General features: G+C 56.2%; 11 protein-coding genes. 3 read left to right on the plus strand and 8 right to left on the minus strand.

The annotated features are described in order from the left end of the window. Nucleotides 1–373: 373 nt before the first annotated feature. Both ileS and AH68_RS07595 read right to left on the minus strand, forming a co-directional pair. Nucleotides 374–3,685 carry a mupirocin-resistant isoleucine--tRNA ligase gene (gene ileS / locus AH68_RS07590; protein ID WP_039199061.1) on the minus strand — a complete coding sequence of 1,104 codons (3,312 nt, stop codon included), beginning with the start codon at nucleotides 3,683–3,685 and terminating at the stop codon, nucleotides 374–376. A 459-nt stretch (nucleotides 3,686–4,144) separates the two neighbouring features. Beyond that, nucleotides 4,145–5,155, minus strand: a complete 1,011-nt coding sequence (locus AH68_RS07595; RefSeq protein WP_039199064.1) for a LacI family DNA-binding transcriptional regulator — start codon at nucleotides 5,153–5,155, stop codon at nucleotides 4,145–4,147. Between the two features lie 119 nt (nucleotides 5,156–5,274). On the opposite strand from AH68_RS07595, the gene AH68_RS07600 reads away from it, so the two are divergent. Continuing rightward, nucleotides 5,275–5,481, plus strand: coding sequence for a hypothetical protein (locus AH68_RS07600; protein WP_081995908.1), 207 nt, complete (start codon nucleotides 5,275–5,277; stop codon nucleotides 5,479–5,481). A gap of 50 nt (nucleotides 5,482–5,531) precedes the next feature. On the opposite strand, the gene AH68_RS07605 is transcribed toward AH68_RS07600, so the two are convergent. From AH68_RS07605 to AH68_RS07620, 4 genes are all read right to left on the minus strand, one after another. After that, entirely contained in the window at nucleotides 5,532–7,580 is a 2,049-nt protein-coding gene (locus tag AH68_RS07605; protein ID WP_052189190.1) for an ABC transporter ATP-binding protein, read from the minus strand. A gap of 13 nt (nucleotides 7,581–7,593) precedes the next feature. Continuing rightward, entirely contained in the window at nucleotides 7,594–9,405 is a 1,812-nt protein-coding gene (locus tag AH68_RS07610) for an ABC transporter ATP-binding protein (RefSeq protein ID WP_039199067.1), read from the minus strand. Between the two features lie 39 nt (nucleotides 9,406–9,444). Next, nucleotides 9,445–10,149, minus strand: a complete 705-nt coding sequence (locus AH68_RS07615; RefSeq protein WP_236682382.1) for a MarR family winged helix-turn-helix transcriptional regulator — start codon at nucleotides 10,147–10,149, stop codon at nucleotides 9,445–9,447. 203 nt (nucleotides 10,150–10,352) lie between these two features. Beyond that, a complete protein-coding gene (locus tag AH68_RS07620; RefSeq protein ID WP_039199070.1) occupies nucleotides 10,353–12,599 on the minus strand; it encodes an exo-alpha-(1->6)-L-arabinopyranosidase in 2,247 nt (748 codons plus the stop codon). A 254-nt stretch (nucleotides 12,600–12,853) separates the two neighbouring features. Between AH68_RS07620 and AH68_RS07625 the strand changes: the two genes are divergently transcribed. Both AH68_RS07625 and AH68_RS07630 read left to right on the plus strand, forming a co-directional pair. Beyond that, nucleotides 12,854–13,432, plus strand: coding sequence for a TetR/AcrR family transcriptional regulator (locus AH68_RS07625; RefSeq protein ID WP_039199072.1), 579 nt, complete (start codon nucleotides 12,854–12,856; stop codon nucleotides 13,430–13,432). Between the two features lie 55 nt (nucleotides 13,433–13,487). Then, on the plus strand, nucleotides 13,488–14,690 hold the full coding sequence (locus AH68_RS07630) for a glycerate kinase family protein (RefSeq protein ID WP_039199075.1): 1,203 nt from the start codon (nucleotides 13,488–13,490) through the stop codon (nucleotides 14,688–14,690). On the opposite strand, the gene AH68_RS07635 is transcribed toward AH68_RS07630, so the two are convergent. Together AH68_RS07635 and AH68_RS07640 are read right to left on the minus strand one after the other, a co-directional pair. Next, nucleotides 14,665–15,969: an MFS transporter gene (locus AH68_RS07635; protein WP_039199076.1), complete on the minus strand. Its 1,305-nt coding sequence runs from the start codon at nucleotides 15,967–15,969 to the stop codon at nucleotides 14,665–14,667. The genes AH68_RS07630 and AH68_RS07635 overlap by 26 nt on opposite strands. A 154-nt stretch (nucleotides 15,970–16,123) precedes the next feature. Next, nucleotides 16,124–18,796, minus strand: coding sequence for an alpha-L-rhamnosidase (locus AH68_RS07640; RefSeq protein ID WP_039199078.1), 2,673 nt, complete (start codon nucleotides 18,794–18,796; stop codon nucleotides 16,124–16,126). Nucleotides 18,797–18,903 lie beyond the last annotated feature (107 nt).

The raw sequence follows: 18,903 nt of genomic DNA on the forward strand, positions 1-18,903 counted from the left end.
GACTCACATGGATGGTACTGAGAACCATTCGCGTAACGATCTGTTTCCACATGTGTGTCGCGCGCGCAATGCGATCACATATGTAAAGTGCGCGCCGACATAAATCACATGCTTACGGATACAGATCAAGTCTGCAAGGCTCAAAGCCACGGATTCACTGTAGCTTCATGTTTGAACATTTCATGGTCGATTGTTCAGCTCCACCAGAATACAACCAAAGATACCGGTAGAAAAACACCAAAAGACTATTAAAAAGGTCCCGAACCTTCTGGAATAATCCATCGGATTCGGGACCTGTTATGTTGGCGACCGTTCACCGGCTAACCGGCATTAGTCAGCTGTCAGCCATCAGCCAAGCCACTAATCAGCCCACTCAGGCCTTGGCAACCTCAACGTTCAGCTCATCGCCGGCCGTCACTTCGAAAGAGGTGGCGAGCGTTTCGGAAGAGACGAGCTCCTTGAACTGTTCGACCTTGGCCACGTCTTCGGCGGGCACAACGAGCTTCAGTGCGATACGGTCGGAGATCTGCAGATCGGCGGCCTTGCGGGCGTCCTGCACGGCGCGGATCATGTCGCGGGCATAGCCTTCTGCGATCAGATCGTCGTTCAGCTCGGTGTCGAGGATCACGAAGCCACCGGTCGGCAGTGCAGCACTTACAGAGTTGGCGGCCTCTTCGGCGTTCTTCTCCTCCACGCTGTTGATCAGCTCGTATTCGCCTTCCTCAAGCACGATCTCGCCATTCGGCGTCTCGCACACCGGAGCGCCTTCGGCATTCACATGCCATGCACCCGACTTGGAAGCCTTGATGGCGAACTGCACGTCCTTGCGAAGACGCTTGCCTGCCACGCGAGCGTTCACGCGCAGCTCGTTGATGATCTTCAAGCCTTGGGTTTCGGCATCTTCAAGCGTGCACAGTTCAACGTTCTTCACGTTCAGTTCGGACTTCAGAATCTCGTCATATGCGGCCACGGCGACAGTGTTCTCCACCACCACGGTCAGCTTGGACAGCGGCTGGCGCACGCGAATCTGCTTTGTCTTACGCATAGACAGAGTGCCGGACACGACCTCGCGCACCTTCTCCATCGCATCAACCAGAGCCGGATCGTCAACAAGCACACGGCCCAGTTCGCTCGCTTCGCCAGTCTGCTCGTCGGCAAGGAACGGCCAGTCGGCCAGATGCACGGATTCGCCACCGGTCAGACCACGCCACACGGCTTCCGCCTCCATCGGAGCAAGCGGTGCGATCACGCGCATGAATGCTTCAAGCACGGTGTACAGCGTGTTGAACGCGTTCGCATCCTCGTTCCAGAAACGGTCACGATTGTTACGGATGTACCAGTTGGTGAGCATGTCGATGAAATCGGACACGGCTTCGCATGCGTCAGAAATCAGGAAGTCATCCAGCGAATGCTGCGTCTTCTCGATCAGTCGGCGGGTACGCGCCAGCAGATAACGGTCCATTTCCGGCAGTGCGGCAACCTCATCGGCACGCAGCGCACGAGCATCGAAACCGGCACCATTATTGGCAGCGTTCGCATACAGGGTGAAGAAGTAGTACGAGCTCCACACCGGCAGCATGACCTGGCGAACGGTGTCACGAATGCCATCGGCGGTCACGATCAGATTACCGCCGCGCAGAATCGGCGAGCTCATGAGGAACCAACGCATGGCGTCGGAACCGAAATCGTTGAACACGCCGTTCACGTCCGGATAGTTGCGCAGATGCTTCGACATCTTCTGGCCGTCGGAGCCAAGAACGATGCCGTGGCAAATCACGTTCTTGAATGCCGGCTTGTCGAACAGTGCGGTCGCCATGATGTGCAGCACGTAGAACCAGCCACGGGTCTGACCGATGTATTCCACGATGTAATCGCAAGGGAAATGCTGTTCGAACGTTTCCTTGTTCTCAAACGGGTAATGGTACTGGGCGAAGCTCATGGAACCGGATTCGAACCAGCAGTCCATCACGTCGGTGATGCGGTGCATGTGGCTCTTGCCGGTCGGATCGTCCGGGTTGACGCGGGTCAATTCGTCGATGTACGGGCGGTGCATGTTGACATTGCCGTCCTTATCGCGCGGATAGTCGCCGAAGTCGGCCTTCAGCTCGTCCAGCGAACCGTACACGTCAACGCGCGGATACTTCGGATCGTCAGACACCCACACCGGAATCGGCGAACCCCAGAAACGGTTGCGCGAGATCGACCAGTCGCGGGCATTAGCAAGCCACTTGCCGAACTGGCCGTCCTTCACATTGCCCGGAATCCAGTTAATCTCCTGGTTCAGTTCGAGCAGACGGTCCTTGATTTTGGTGACGGACACGAACCACGAGCTCACCGGCTTGTAGATGAGCGGGGTGGCGCAACGCCAGCAGTGCGGGTAAGAGTGCACGTAACTCTTCTCCTGGAAGAGAATCGCGCGCTGGTCTTCCGGAATACGCTCCAGCGGGCCGTCGCCGGCACGCAGGTTACGCAGAATCGGCTTGTTCGCATCGAACACGTACATGCCCTCGTAGTCCGGGCACAGCGCGGTGAACTTGCAGCCCGCGTCGAGCACGTCAACGCTCTTGATGCCCTTAGCGTTAAGCGTATTCATATCGTCCTCGCCGTACGGAGCCTGATGCACGAGGCCGGTACCTTCAACAGTATCGACATAGTCGGCGGTGAAGATCTGATAGCCTTCCGGACCAGGAACCTTGCCTTCGACGGCGTTCTCGTCGCCTGCGAAGTACGGGAACACCGGGTAGTAGCGCCAGCCTTCCATTTCAGCACCCTTGAGTTCGCGCACGATCTCATAGTTCTCGCCGAGTTCCTTGGCGTAGGAACCGAGCAGCGGCTTGCCCAGATAGAACTTCTTGCCAGCGAACTTGCCTTCAGTCGGACGCACTTCCACATAGTCGATGTCTGCACCGACCACAATGGCGAAGTTGGTGGGAACGGTCCACGGCGTAGTGGTCCAGAACACCGCGTAGGCGTCTTCCTCATCGCGCAGCTTCACGGCCACGGACACGGTGGTGTCCTGACGATCCTGATATACGTCGGCATCCATGCGCAGCTCATGCGCGGAAAGCGGCGTCTGATCCTTCGGACAGTACGGCAGCACGCGGTAGCCCTGATATGCGAGGCCCTTGTCGTACAGCTGCTTAAACGCCCACATCACGGATTCCATGTATGGAATGTTCAGCGTCTTGTAGCCATGCTCGAAATCGACCCAACGTGCCTGACGGTGCACGTAGTCCTTCCACTCGTTGGTGTACTTGAGCACGGAGGCACGGCAGGCATCATTGAACTTGTCGATGCCCATTTCCTTAACCTGATCGACCGAATCGATACCCAATTCCTTCTGGGCTTCAAGCTCGGCCGGCAGACCGTGCGTATCCCAACCGAACACGCGGTTGACCTTGTGGCCCTTCATGGTCTGGTAACGCGGAATCACATCCTTGGCGTAACCGGTCAGCAGGTGGCCGTAATGCGGCAGACCGTTGGCGAACGGCGGACCGTCGAAGAACACAAATTCGTTCTGGCTGTGATCGCCGGAAGGACGGCGTTCAATGGACTTCTGGAAAGTGTCGTCCTGTTCCCAATATTCAAGGACGGATTCCTCCAGCTTCGGGAAGCTGGGATTCGGCGCGACATTGGCGCTCTGTTCGCCGGCCGCCGCCTTCGGATACACGTTGTTTTCGCTCACCGTATCTCCTCGTAGGTTCTTATTATCTGTCTCCTACGAGGACGATGACTATAGCGTCTGCTGGACGCTGCCACCGCGGTACCACCTCGTTTGCCATGCTTTTGTTACGCGCACGACCGCTCGTATGTTCGGCTGTTCGGGCCTTCCCGCCGGGTCTAATAAGTCGCTGACACGACCGTTCTTCCGGAAGCTCCCCGCTGATAACGGATCATCGCTCGCATTTCGGTTGTCACTATAGCATGCGGCGCGAACTATTTCGCTTGTTTTTTCATGATTATGGACGATTCTTAAGTAGGTCTTATATACAGATCACACACAACAAGATGCGATACTGACAGTCCATCAGTATCGGCATTTTCAATATGTATTTTCAATATAGAAAACCTGCTATAAAAAAAGCAGAAGAATTACTACATGAAAGTAAAAAGAATCACTAGACGAATAACGTCTTAAGCATCACTATTTCGCCGGAACGAAACTGTCGCGCGCCACCAATGACGTCGACAGATACGCATGCTGGCGAATCGTGCGCTTGCCGGAAATGGCGTCGCCCAACGCCAAGGTCGCCACACGCGCAAGCTCATTCTGATCGATGGAGAAGGTGCTCAACGGCGGTGAGGTCAACTGCGAAATCGTCTGATTGTTGATACTGATCACGCTGATGTCGCGCGGCACCAGCACGCCGACCGCATTGAACGCCTGCAGCACTCCCACCGCAATCACATCGGCGGCGACGATCACGGCATCCGGCAGCACACCGTTATGGTCGCGCACGAACCGCTCCCCCAAAGCACGTCCGTTGCTCACCGTGAACAGTCCGTCGGAATACACGAGCCCGTCGGACTGAATGCCGAAACGTCTCGTTTCACGGCGGAAATACGTAGCGCGGTTCTCCTCATCGACCTCATAGAAGTTCATCAGACAGCCCTTACCGCCAATAAACCCGACACGCTTCATGCCCTTGGCAGCGCACGCCGCAACCGCATCATGCATGGTCTGCTGCAAATCAGGCTGCACGGAATCGAACAGATTCGGCGACGGATTCACATCAATGAACACGCCATACGGCATGGCTTCATGCAACCGATCCAAGTCCTTTTCACTAATTCGGTCAGCGCCGATCGCCATGAAACCGTCGAACTTGGAACTGCAAGCAATCATGTCATCGAGGTTGCGGAACACCGTCATTTCCATGCGTTGTTGCTCCGCATTGCGTTCGAGCGCTGAACGCAAATCAGTGTAATAGGAGTCACGAAACGCTTCTTCAGACTTCTCATTATCAAGCAATGCGACCTTGTGAGGAATGACGATGCGTTTGGTCTGCATGCTGTAGCCGAGATCTTCGCTCGCCTGAATGATCTTACGACGCGTCTCCTCACGCACGGAAAGAGTGGGATCCCCATTCAGAAGTCGAGACACCGTAGCCTGAGAAAACCCAGTACGCTGCGCAATTTCTTTAATCGTCGCCATGTCTCGCTCTCCAATTTAGTAAATCGTTTACCTCATGAAAGGATAACCTATTATTGACACAACGACAAACCAAGCGAGATTTGCGCAACGACTACGCACGCCAATTATAATCGTCGTTCATGCAGCAGTCTCATGAACGCATGACGGAACAGCCTTCACGGAAGGCGGGCTGGCCGCAGCCGAATACCATGCATGCCAAAGGCAATAAGAAATCCCTTACTTCAAAATCGCAATTTCAAAGCAAGGGATTTACTAGAGGATCCATGCCGTTCAAGGCCACCGGACATAAGGGCGGTATCAGCCGACAGGGATCGAAGCGCGGCTAGTGTAGAACGCTAGCGTGTGTTCGCATCGCTCCGATTCAGGAGATTATTGATTATTCGAGTTCTACGGCACCTGTGTAGAGCTGATAATATTCGCCCTTCTGCGCGATGAGCTCGTCATGCGAGCCACGTTCGATGATACGGCCATGGTCGAGCACCATGATCACATCGGAATTGCGCACGGTGGACAGGCGGTGTGCGATCACAAACACGGTACGACCCTTCATGAGGTTGTCCATGCCGGCCTGCACCACTTCCTCGGTACGGGTGTCGATGGACGAAGTGGCCTCGTCGAGAATCATGGCCGGCGGATCGGCCACGGCTGCACGAGCGATGGAGATCAGCTGACGCTGGCCCTGAGACAGACCAGAACCATCACCTTCGAGCACGGTCTGGTAGCCGTTGGGCAGCATGCGGATGAAGCCGTCGGCGTTCGTAAGCTCCGCAGCGGCAATGCATTCCTCGTCGGTGGCATCGAGTCGACCGTAACGGATGTTATCCATCACCGTGCCGGTGAACAGGTTCACGTCCTGTAGCACCACACCCAGCGAACGACGCAGATCCGGCTTGCGGATGCCCTTGACGGAAATGCCGTCGTACAGAATCATGCCGTCCTGAATGTCGTAGAAACGGTTGATCAGGTTGGTCACCGTGGTCTTGCCGGCACCCGTGGCACCGACTAATGCGATCTTCTGTCCGGGCTTGGCGAACCAGGTGATGTCATGCAGCACCGGCTTGTCGGGATTGTAACCGAAGGTCACGTCGGTGAAGCGCACATCGCCCTGCAGCAGGGTGAGGCGTCCATCCGGCGAAGTGATAGCGGTTTCACGGGCCTTCATCGCTACTTCTGCAGCACGCGGGCTCAAGGATTGCGCGGCCTTGAGCGAACGGGTGCCGTCGTCGCCCTCCTCGCGCTTCCACGCCCAGTGACCGGTTTCATGGTCGACTTCGGTCATGGTGCGGCCGTCTTCGCCGAGTTCCACATTCACCAAGGTCACGGAACCGTCGTCATCTTCCGGCTGTTCGTCCATGAGCGCGAAGATACGGGATGCGCCGGCGAGCGCCATCATCACCATGTTGAACTGCATGGACACCTGACCGAGCGGGTTGACGAAGGAGCGGGACAGCGTCAATAGCGAAATCAGCGTACCTAAGGTGAGCGGGCCAACTCCGGACAGGCCGAAGTTGCCAAGTCCGCTAATCGCTGCGGCTCCGCCGAAGATGGCGAGCAGAATGTAGAGCAGGTAGCCCATGTTGCCGACGATCGGCATGGTCACGTTGCCCCACGTGTTCGCTTCGGCGGAAGCTTCGAAGAGTTCTTCGTTCTTCTTGTCGAAGATGGTTTGGGTGGCGTTCTCATGATTGAAGACCTTGATGACCTTCTGGCCGTTGACCGCTTCTTCTACGAATGCGTTCACATCGCCGATGGCGATCTGCTGCTTGACGAAGTAACGTCCGGAACGGGAAACGACCTTGCGTACCACTATGAACAGGATCACGGTGAATGCGAGCACAAAAATGGTGACGGGCACTGACAGCCATAGCATCGACACGAGCGCCGCAAGCGCGGCTACCGCGGATGAGAACATTTGCGGGAACGATTGGCTGATGGCCTGGCGCAAGGTGTCGGTATCGTTAGTGTAGCGGCTCATGATATCGCCGTGTTCGTTGGTGTCGAAGTAGCGGATCGGCAGGGTCTGCTGGTGGGCGAACATGTCATCGCGGATCTTCTTCAAGGTGCCTTGTTCAACGGTGACGATGATCCACTGCCATAGCCAGCTGCAGAAAATACCGGCCGCATACAAGCATGCCATGAGTGTCAGCGCACGCAGCAACGGCATCCAGTCAGGGTTGGTGGCACCAACCATGGGCAGAATGTAGGTGTCGATCAGCGACTGCAGGAACAGTGATGATCCGGCCTGCGCTGCGGCTCCGACGAGAATGCACACTACTACGAGCGCCACGCGCCACTTGTATTGGAAGATGTAGCCGAAAATACGCTTGGTGGTGCCTGGTGCGGCTTTCTGCATTGGTGGCTTCGGCTGTTTGCCGGCCACGTTGTTGTTTTCCTTGGATTTCAATGCGGAAGTTTGTTCAGTCATTTTTACCCTCCTTTCACTGCAGTTCCTCAGGCTGAGCCTGATTCTTGGTTTGCGATTCGTAGATGGAACGGTATTCGTCGCAGGTTTCCAGCAGTTCGTCATGCGTGCCGGCTGCCATGATGCGGCCGTGGTCCATGACGAGAATCATGTCGGATTCCTGCACGGAAGCCACACGCTGGGCGATGATGATCTTCGTGGTGTCGGGAATCTCATGATGGAATGCGGTACGAATCAGCTGATCGGTTTTGGTGTCGACCGCGGATGTGGAATCGTCGAGGATCAGGATTTTCGGCTTTTTCAGCAACGCACGTGCGATGCACAGACGCTGGCGCTGGCCGCCGGAAACGTTGGTACCGCCCTGTTCGATGTACGTATCGTACTTGTCGGGGAATTCCTGAATGAAGCCGTCGGCCTGCGCAAGCTGGCACGCGTGGCGAATCTCTTCATCAGTGGCGTTTGGATTGCCCCAACGCAGGTTTTCGGCAATGGTTCCGGAGAAGAGCACGTTCTTTTGCAACACCATGGCAACCTGATCACGCAATACTTCCAAATCGTAATCACGCACATCCACGCCGCCGACCTTCAGCGAACCTTCGGTCACGTCATACAAACGTGGCACAAGCTGCACCAGACTGGACTTTGCGGAACCGGTGCCGCCGACGATGCCGATGGTCATGCCGGAACGAATCTTCAAATCAATATCGTCAAGCACCGGCTTTTCGGAAGTAGCGGAATAACGGAAGGTGACATGGTCGAAATCAATCTCGCCATTCTTCACTTCCTTGACGGGATTAGCCGGATTCGTAACCGTGCTTTCCTCGTTCAGCACCTGGCAGATACGTTCGGCGGAAGCCTGCGAAATAATGCACATCACGAAGATCATCGACAGCATCATCATGGCCATGAGGATCTGCATGGCGTAGGTGACCAGTGCGGTCAGATCGCCGGTGGTCAAGCCCAGGGCCGCATTGTTGCCGGACGCCACGATCTGCCGGGCGCCCATCCATGCGATGAGCAGCATGGACACGTACACGCACAGCATCATGAGCGGATTGTTGAAGCTCATAATGCGTTCGGCTTTGGTGAAGTCCTTGAAAATGCGCTGCGAAATGCGGTTGAACTTTTCGGTTTCGTGGCTTTCGCGATTATAGGACTTGACCACGCGGATTCCCTGCAGGTTCTCGTCGACCACGTTGTTGAGCTTGTCGTACGTGCGGAACACACGCTCGAACACCGGGTGCACCAGCACCACCAGGCCACACAAGCCGATGGCGAGCACCGGAATGCAGACGAGGAACACCAAAGAGATGGATGGGCTGATGCGGAAGGAGAAGATCCACGCCACAATCACCATGATCGGAGCGCGCACGCCCATGCGGATGATCATCGAATACGCGTTCTGCAGGTTGGTCACATCGGTGGTCAGTCGTGTGATGATCGAACCGGTGGAGAAACGGTCGATATTGGTGAAGCTGTAGCCTTGTACCTTCTCGAACTGGTCGTGACGCAGATTCTTCGCGAATCCGGCACCTGCGATAGCCGAGAATTTTCCAGCCAAAAATCCGGATGTCAGCGAAACTACCGAGCAAATCAGCAGAATCAAGCCGAATTTCAAAATCGCCGGCATGCTGCCACCGCTGATGCCCTCATCAATCAGCGATGCCATGACGGTCGGAATGAGTATTTCCAGCACGCTTTCCACGGCTACGAATGCCGGGGAAAGCAGACTGACTTTTTTGTATTCGCGTAGGGATTTGCCTAGTGTGCGAATGACATGCTGCTTTGGTTTCGGCGTTGCGGACGTCGTTACGTTTGCCGTTGCCACTACTTGTCCTTTCCTTCTCATACTTACTTATGACGTGTGCTACCTGCGATTGCGCGCGATCGCCATTTCCTGCGATATCCGCAGTACGTGCGAGACGTACTCATCACGAGCATCGCGATTATTCGGAGCAGGGTCATCGCACGTTTTTTGCGGAACCTGCGATTCTTGCGGAACCTGCGATTTGCTTGCGTCTTGTTCCCGTATTTCCAAACTTGGGTATCGGCTTTCATCTCCGATCAAACCTGTTTTCACCAGATTCGTCTGCATGACGTCAAGCACGTGCATGAATTGGCGGATCTGATCGTCTTCAAGACCTTCCAGCAGGATTCGTTCCATGCTTTTCGCATTGTCGTGCAAGACTTCGGCGATATGCCTCGACTTGTCCGTCAACACGATTTTTTTCAGTCGTGCGTCGCGTTTCACCGGTTCGCGCGCGATCAGGCCTTTCTGCTCCATCAGCCCCAGCACCCGGCATGATGTAGATCGAGTCACGCCGAAGCGTTGCTCGATGTCTTGAGGAAAGATTTCCTCGTTGTCATGCCATGCTAGATACACGATGATGTCAACGTTGCCGTTGCTGACGTCTTCCGCCGCTTCAGGGCGGGTGACGCGCAAATACCGGTTGACCACGTTGTGCAACGAGTGAATGGCCACGCTGGGGGGCTTTGCCAGGCCGCTTTCCCAGACTTCGAAGAGTCGCGAGCCAGTCGGTTCCTTGTATTGTTCGTCTGTCACTTCTGTCACAGCATACACAGTAAACCGTTGCATATACGACTGTTGCACATGCAACAATCAGCGTGTCGCATGTATCCTTTTGCCTTGAAAATCGCCATAAAGTAACAGCCCCAGAGCAACGTTCCAACAACGCAAAGACCGAGGAATCAGGTTCGTACCGGTTCAGAGCAACGAACCAGATTCCTCGGCCTTAAGCCTTGAATCCTGCGAAACTACTTGGTGAGTTCAGCGTATTCGGCAAGCATGTATTCGAAGATCCGCTTGCCATCGGCACCCAGTAGCACCGACATGCTGTTGATCGGCATGGAGTCGAGGAACAGACGGGTCATGTCATTGTCGGGCATGATCGGCATGAGGCCGGCTTCACCTTCGGCACGCAGCTTCTCGAGCACCTTGGAGCCGAGCGGATCCTTGCGCCATTCCATGAAGTTGGACCATTCGGTGAGCGGCTGGACCTTACCGTCGCCATCGAGCTCTACTACCGCGGAACCGGCGATGTCACGGCTGGACGTGCCGACTTCGATGACGTATTCGCCGCTCTCCACATGCCAGTCGTTAAACTTCTCAGACCAGTAGGCGAAGGCGCGACCGTCGAGCTCGAAGGAGACTTCGGCGGATTCGCCGGCCTTGAGGAACACCTTCTTGAAGCCCTTGAGCTCGTGCTTCGGGCGGGCCACGTCGGCTTTGCCAGGAGCCACGTACACCTGCACGGTTTCGGCGGCGTCAACGTTCGAGATGTTCTTGACCACTGCGCTGACGGACGCGGTGCAGGCACCAGTCTTGACGACCTTCACGTCGCTCACTTCGAACGTGGCATAGCTCAAGCCGAAGCCGAACGGGTAGTCGACGGCCTTGTTGTAGGTGTCGTAGTAGCGGTAGCCCACAAACACGCCTTCGCCATAATCGACATGCCCCTCTTCACCCGGCCAGTTGATGGTGCTCGGATCGTCGTTGATGTCGAAGGGAATGGTCTGCGCAAGCTTGCCGGACGGGCTCACCTTGCCGAACAGCACGTCGGCGAGCGCCGGACCTCCGGACTGGCCGAGCAGCCAGGATTCGAGGATGCCCTTGGCGTTCTTGGCCCATGGTGCCACGGTGACGACGGAGCCGTTGGAGAGCACGACCACAACGTTCTTGTTTTCGGCTGCGACGGCTTCGAGCAGTGCGATCTGCTTGGCCGGCATGTCGAGGGTCTCACGGTCGAAGCCTTCGGATTCAGCCTCTTCAGGGAGCCCTAGGAACATGAGCACCACGTCGGCACCCTTGGCAGCGTCGACGGCTTCGACTTCGAGTGCCGGATCGGCCGGTTCGAGGTCGAGGGTGAAGCCTGGGGCGAACTTGGCATCCACGCCGCGCTCGGTGAGAGTGTCGAGGAAGCTGGTCATCTTGGTTGGGGTGATATGCGAGGAGCCTCCGCCCTGGTAGCGCGGGGTACGTGCGAATTCGCCGATGACGGTGACCTTGGCATCGCCAGCAACTGGCAGAATGGCGTCATCGTTCTTGAGGAGCACCATGGATTCGACGGCGGCCTGATGTGCGACTTCGTCGTGAGCTTCGATGTCGAAACGATAGTTTTCGACGCTCATGGCTGCGCGAGTCTTATTGACCAAGTCGATCATGCCTTGTGCCATGCGGTCGAGCTGTGCCGGCTGGATTCGGCCGTCCCGTGCGGCATAGACGATCTGGTCGTCGGTGTAGCTTGGCGGCATTTCGAGGTTGAGGCCCGCGTTGAGGGAGGCCACGCGGTCATGGTCGGCACCCCAGTCACTCATGACGATGCCCTGGAAGCCCCATTCGTCGCGCAGCACGTCGGTGAGCAGCCAGTGATCCTGGGCGGCATGCACGCCGTTGATGCAGTTGTATGCGCACATGATGGTCCACGGCTGGGCTTCCTTGACGATGTGTTCGAATGCCGGGAAGTAGATTTCGCGCAGCGCACGCTGGGAGATGTTGGCGCTGATGCGCAGACGGTCGGTCTCCTGGTTGTTGGCGGCGAAATGCTTGAGCGAAGTGCCCACGCCCTTGGACTGCACGCCTGCGACAATGCCAATGGCCTCATGGCCCGCCAGATACGGGTCTTCGGACCAGTATTCGAAGCAGCGGCCACCAAGCGGGTTGCGCTTGATGTTTACGCCGGGACCGAGGATTACGGCAACCTTCTCCTGAATGCATTCTTCGGCCATGGCTTCGCCGACCTGGTGGATGAGTTCCGGGTGCCACGAGCTGGACAGGCCCGCGGCCGGCGGAAAGCAGGTGGCAGGCACGGAGTTGTTCAGATCAACTTCGCCGGTGGTGGCCGAGTTGGACTTGCGCAGGCCGTGGGGTCCGTCGGTGATCATATAGCCGGGAATGCCCTTGGCTTCAACGCCCTGCAGATGCCAAGCGTCGCCGCCGGAAGTCAGGGATGCCTTCTCTTCAAGCGTCAGGTCATTGACGGAAGGATAGGTTTTTTCGCTCATGCGTTCCTCTTTCGCATCGTTCTTTTGAGTTCGTATCGGTTAACCGGCTTGTGGAATCTCAACCCCGAAATCTTTACTAACCGGTCGGTAGGTACTTTATCAAAACAAACATCACAACACGCCAATCATCCTTGAAAAATCAGTTAACCGACCGTAAAGTAACTGCAGTATCTACAACTTGAGAGAAATGACGATTCATAAGCATTGCAGTGCACATGAATCGCCATTCATGGAAGGCAAGAGAGGGAATCATCATGGCCAACGAAGAAGTCGACCGAAGAGCAGAGATTCTCAATGCGGCCGTCGAACTGTTTGGAATGCTCGGCTATTACGGCACTTCCCTACAGAAAATCGCCGACCGCGTAGGACTCACCAAGGCCGGCGTACTGCATTATGTCGGCAGTAAGGAAGGACTGCTCACAGCCGCGCTGGACGAAGTCTACGATTCCGAAACGGAAGACATTCTTACCGACATAGTGCGTGAGCCACGACCGCTGATCGCTGACATGTGGCGCAAAATCGTGGCTGTGAACGCACGCAGACCGCTTCAGGTGCACATGTTTTCCACATTAAGCGCTGAAGCGATCGACCCGAACCATCCTGCGCACGGGTATTTCGCCAAACGCGAGCTACGTAATGCCGATACGGCACTCAACATTCGTTGGCGAGTGCCCGAAGGCGTTGATACGCGTCGGCTGCTTAATGCGGGATTCGCCATGATGGACGGCGTGCAGCTGCGTTGGCTGCGCACGCCCGGCCAGGATCTGAACGCCATGTGGGCGGAATGCGAAGACGCCCTGTTCCCCCTGCCTATGTGGGAGGGCTACCGCTAAGCCTCTGCCCCGGCACTGCATTAATGTATGGATGCAGACGTAAAAGGAGGAATGCATGCGGATTTTGCTGGCACCGGACTCGTTCAAGGAGGCCGCTTCGGCTGAAGCAATCGCACAGGCGATGGCTCGCGGCATTAAGCGCGGCAATCCGCAGGCGGAATGCCGGCTCATGCCTCTTTCCGATGGTGGCGAAGGATTGACACAAGCCTTGGTTCACGCCACCGCCGGCACGTTGCACAGTGTTGAGACAGTTGATGCGATCGGCCGCCCGATTACCGCTCAGTTTGGCTTTCTTGGCAATAATCATGCTTCTTGCATTCTCCACACCGCCGTGATCGAGTTAGCTTCGGCAAGCGGACTTGAACGGGTCTCCCACACCGACCGCAATGCGTTGGCTGCTTCCACGTTCGGCACCGGCTTGCTGATTCGCGCTGCGATTGACGCTGGCGCGGATTGTATTGTGCTTGGTTTGGGCGGTAGCGCCACTACGGACGGTGGCACGGGATTGGCTCGCGCGCTTGGATTTCGTTTTCTTGATACTGCAGGTCATGATATTCCGCTTGGCGGCGGTTCTCTTGTTGATTTGGCGAGAATTGACGATTCGGAAGTTCCCGATTTCGTAAAAGCTGTTCCGATTGTTCTCGCCTGCGATGTCACCAATCCTTTGACCGGACCGGAAGGCGCCGCGCATGTGTTCGCTCCGCAAAAAGGCGCGAACGCAGCACAGATCGAACTCCTCGATCAAGGACTTGCGAATCTCGCACACGCAATCACGCAATATAGCGGCCGCGATATCGAGCACACTCCCGGATCGGGCGCCGCGGGCGGTACCGGCGGCGGGATGCTCGGCCTGTTCAATACAACAGTGCGGCCGGGCATCGAACTTGTACTCGATCTTGCGCATGGTCGAGAAGCATGTGCATGGGCAGACGTCATCATCACCGGCGAAGGTTCCATCGACAGTCAGACACCGTACGGCAAAGTGCCGAGTGGCATTGCGAAACTGGCGCAATCGCAAGGAAAACCGACTATTGCCATCGGAGGAACGGTAACCCGCGATCTGCACACCATCGAAGCACTCAACGAAGCCGGCATCGTCGCGACGTTCGGCATTGCGCCCGGACCGGCGGATCTTGCGACGTTGATCGCCAACACGGAACGCAATGTCGAGATTACGTGTGCCGCAATCGCCGGCACACTGCGCGTTGCTTCGGCTACTGCAGTAACTGCAGCTACTCCACCTTGCGAATCAGCATGATAAACACCGCGCCCAGTAGCACCGCAACCACAGCGATCGGGAACAAAACCGCATAACCGCCAGTGGCAAGCACAATCGCGCCAACAACCACAGGGGCAAGCACCTGGCCAACGGTATTGGCGAGGTTCAGAATGCCCAAATCCTTGCCGGCTTCCCCTTGATTCGGCAGCACATCGACGTTCAACGCCTGATCGACAGCAATATAAATGCCATAGCCGGCACCGCCAATACCCGCGAATAGCATCATGCCCAAAGCATTCGGCATGAACCACGGAATAGCCACGCCAATCGCAATAATCACCGAACCAACCGCCACAATAATCTTGCGACGCTGCAAACGATCCGACAACGGACCAGACACCATAGACGTAACGATCAGCACAATCATGGAAATCACCGACATGGTGGAAATCGTCGCCGCGGAATCCTTCACGCTCAAACCGCAATATTTCTGCAGAATATACAGCTGATATCCGGAAATCATGTTCCAACCCAAAATAAGCAACAGTCTGCCCATCAATGCCAGATAGAAATCGCGGCAATTCCTAGTAGGCGGAATGAACGAACGCAGCAACCGCTTGACATCAAGCTTTGCCGTAGTTCCGAAAGACGTTGTAGAAGCCGAAGAACGTTCGCGCGGCCAAATCAGCACGGTCACAATGCCGGTGACTGCGAACAGTGCCACACCGATTGTAAATCCGGCGCCCATGTTTTCGATGAATTTCGACCCAAGGAACGTTCCGGCCGACGATCCGACGATCTGCGCGCCACCATAGAATGCGGAGAACGTACCGCGCACGTTTTCCGGAATACGGTCGGACAACACCGCTACGGCCGGCGCGATCATCATATTGACGCCGACCTGCACAATGCACCATCCGGCCACAATACCTACCAATTGCGCACTAGAGAATGCGAGTACATAGCCTGCAGCAGTAATGAAGCCGCCCGCCACAATCCATGGGGTACGCTTGCCGAAACGCGAGCGCGTAATGTCACTGAGCGCGCCGAAAATCACGTTGGCGAACAGTGCGAATACGCAGCCTATGGAATTCATGGTGCCGAGAATCACTTCCGGCACGCCTATGTTCAGTTCAGTGAATTGTTGCGGCAATAACACGGCTGATCCGGAGGTGCCTGCGACCATCCAAATCAGCGAGAAAAGCACGAAGCCGACGCCAAATCGCCATTTTTCGGCGGACGTCAGTTTGCGACCGCTGTCAGGTGCTATATCGCTCAATATTGCGGCGCTTGGCTCGTTTGATGCGTTTTCCGTCATAATTCCCCCTTTGGAAGCATGTTTCTACATCTCCATTTGTGTTGAGAATGATGTTGAAATTTTCAATTATGAAATTAGTTTTCAGATGATTACGATCCTGCCGAAGCCATAGCGTTTTTATTTCGGCAGGATTTGCGCATTGTGATTATTTCGATCACAGCGCCATCTGCAGATGGTGCGTTCCTGCAGCGAGATCGACACGCTCATGATCGACGATATCCACGAATGCCGTAGTCCCGGCAGGTACCACAACCGTCAGATCAAGCACATTGTCATCGACCTTCCACTGCACTCCCGCCTTGCCATACGGGGTGATGTGCGAGGTTTCAGCGTAGGTGAGCTCTCCCCCGACCGCCGGAGCTATACGGAATCGTTTCCAGCCGGGTTCAACGGCTTCGAGGCCACCGATGCGCGCGTGCATCCATTCGGCCACCGATCCGAGCGCGTAATGGTTGAACGAGGTCATGCCGCCGGGGTTCAACGAACCATCGGCACGCATGGAATCCCAACGCTCCCATGTGGTGGTGGCTCCCATGGTCACTTGATACAACCAGCTTGGGCATTCGGTGGAGGTCAGCAATGCATAGGCTTCGTCGCTATGGCCGGTCATGGTCAATGCGGGGAGTACGAATGGCGTGCCAGCAAAGCCAGTGCTTACCTTGCCGCCGGATTCACGCACGAGACAAGCGAGTCGATTCCCAGCCTTCACGCGGCGTACCGGTTCGCCATCAAGCAGTCCGAATGCGATGGCGAGCGCATAGGCGCACTGGGTGTCGGATGTCATGGTGCCGTCGAGGTTGGTGAAACGCTGCAGGAATCCGTCGACCACGCGATCACGCAAGGCCGCGAACCGCGCCTCATCATCGGTTTTGCCAAGAATATGCGCGATTTGTGTGCCTTGCATGCAGCTGCGCGCATAGAAGGCGGTGGCGACCAGTTCTTTTTCGGTCATGGCCTGCGTTGGATCTTCCGGAGGCGCGGTCGGATCAAGCCAATCGCCAAGCTGCCCAAGTGAATAGTTGGGCTTGCGATCCCACACGCCATCAGACGAAAGGTAACCAGCCACCTCATCAATCCAATCGCGGATCAAATCGTAGGAGTCGTCGAGTACCTGCACGTCTCCGCTTTCCATATACAGCGTCCACGGCACTTCCACGGCCGAATCACCCCATGTGGAGATAGCTTGCGGATGCGCCCATACGCCCAATGGCACGAATGGCACGTAGAACGGCACCGTTCCCCACTTGACCTGGTCGGCGCGCACATCCTTAAGCCAGCTTTTCAGGAACCCGTACACGTCATACAAGTAGGCTGCGGTGGATGCGAACAGGCAGATATCTCCCGTCCACCCCATGCGTTCGTCTCGTTGCGGGCAGTCGGTCGGAATAGACACGAAGTTGGAACGCATCGACCATACAGCATTCTCATGCAAACGATTGAGCAGCGGGTTCGAGGTGGTCAATTCGCCGGTGCGTTCCATTACGGAATGGTAGACGTGACAGTCCATGTCTGCAACGGTCAATTCGCTCACAAATCCTTCGATTTGCACGTATCGGAAGCCATGCATTGCGAATCGCGGCTCCCACCACACATCGGTGCCATTGGAAGTATATACATCACACTGCTGGCCTCGGCGCAAGGTTCGTGTGGCGATGGAACCGTCCGGTTCCATCACTTCCACATGCCTCAATGTTACGCTTTGCCCCGCTTTCAGATCACGCATGCGCAGGCGAATGCGCTGCGAACAGTTCTGACCAAAGTCAACCAGCCATATGCCACGGCCATCTTCCATGGTTCCAACGCGTTCGATGCTGACTGGCTCATGCGACTCATGGGCTCGAACCGGCGATGTTGCAGGGTTTTCGATGCGTGCCGGGTCATACATCACTTCCGCAACCGGCTGCCATGAGCTATCGTCAAATCCCGGCTGCGACCATCCCGGCTGTTCCAGTCGAGCATCATATCGTTCGCCTTCGCATAGATCCGAGCAGACAATCGGTCCGAGCGAAGACTTCCACTGGCGGTCCCATGCGTTGGAATAGATGTTCTGCATGCTGCCGTCGGCGTATTCGACTTCAAGTTGTGCAAACACGGCGATGCGATCGCCGTAGAAGTTGACGTAGCCACCGTCAAAGCCGAGTCGGCCGCGGTACCATCCGTCTCCAAGCCAGAATCCCAATGCGTTGGCACCGGACTGCAGTTCGTCGGTCACATCGTAGGTGAGGCATTCCACGCGCTGGTCGTAGTTGGTCCAGCCTGGCACAAGCGCGTCATTGCCTACTTTGACGCCGTTGATTTCGGCTTCCACAAGGCCGAGTGCGCTCAGATACAGGCGTGCGCGCTTGGGTCGTTCCTTCAGTTCAACTTCGGTGCGCACCAATGGCAGGTGACGATGGTCGGTTTCGGATTCGTTCCACGATGGTCCGACGAAATCGGCGACATGCTCATGTTCTTCCAAGAGTCCGACTTCGAAATGCAGAGTTGCGCTCGGTTTGCCCAATGGCTTATGGCTTGCCGAAACCGCCTGCATGGTGGCGAATACCTCTTCACGTGAGGCGAGCGGCGCAAATTGCCATGGGATAAGCACGGACGTGTCGGTGGGCAGGTAGGTACGTTCTTCCACGCTCTGCCCACCGGGAACACGTCGGGTGACTTTGAGCAGAATCTGCGCATCGACGGGCAGCATGCCGGAGCAGACCCATGTCATGCGTGGGGTTGCCGTGTTGATGCCAAGCGCGTCTCCCGGGTAGTGTTCCACGGTGAAGCTGATGATGTCGAGATCCGAATCCAGCGTACTGGGCACAATCTGCGAATCAGTAATGGCCATGATGACTCCTTTGTCTGCAAAAAGATAACGAATCACTTGTGTGTGATGGTGAGGAAACCAAAGTCCGAGCCACGTTGCAAGGAGAGAGATGAACGGCGACGATGGCT

Source organism: Bifidobacterium catenulatum PV20-2 (assembly GCF_000800455.1).
GTDB lineage: Bacteria > Actinomycetota > Actinomycetes > Actinomycetales > Bifidobacteriaceae > Bifidobacterium > Bifidobacterium kashiwanohense_A.

Bases quoted from the DNA above. Each gene is read 5' to 3' on its own strand.
- AH68_RS07620 (WP_039199070.1), bottom strand. From the start codon at position 12,599: ATGAGCGAAAAAACCTATCCTTCCGTCAATGACCTGACGCTTGAAGAG.
- AH68_RS07595 (WP_039199064.1), bottom strand. From the start codon at position 5,155: ATGGCGACGATTAAAGAAATTGCGCAGCGTACTGGGTTTTCTCAGGCT.
- AH68_RS07630 (WP_039199075.1), top strand. From the start codon at position 13,488: ATGCGGATTTTGCTGGCACCGGACTCGTTCAAGGAGGCCGCTTCGGCT.
- AH68_RS07600 (WP_081995908.1), top strand. From the start codon at position 5,275: ATGCAGCAGTCTCATGAACGCATGACGGAACAGCCTTCACGGAAGGCG.
- AH68_RS07640 (WP_039199078.1), bottom strand. From the start codon at position 18,796: ATGGCCATTACTGATTCGCAGATTGTGCCCAGTACGCTGGATTCGGAT.
- AH68_RS07635 (WP_039199076.1), bottom strand. From the start codon at position 15,969: ATGACGGAAAACGCATCAAACGAGCCAAGCGCCGCAATATTGAGCGAT.
- AH68_RS07605 (WP_052189190.1), bottom strand. From the start codon at position 7,580: ATGACTGAACAAACTTCCGCATTGAAATCCAAGGAAAACAACAACGTG.
- AH68_RS07625 (WP_039199072.1), top strand. From the start codon at position 12,854: ATGGCCAACGAAGAAGTCGACCGAAGAGCAGAGATTCTCAATGCGGCC.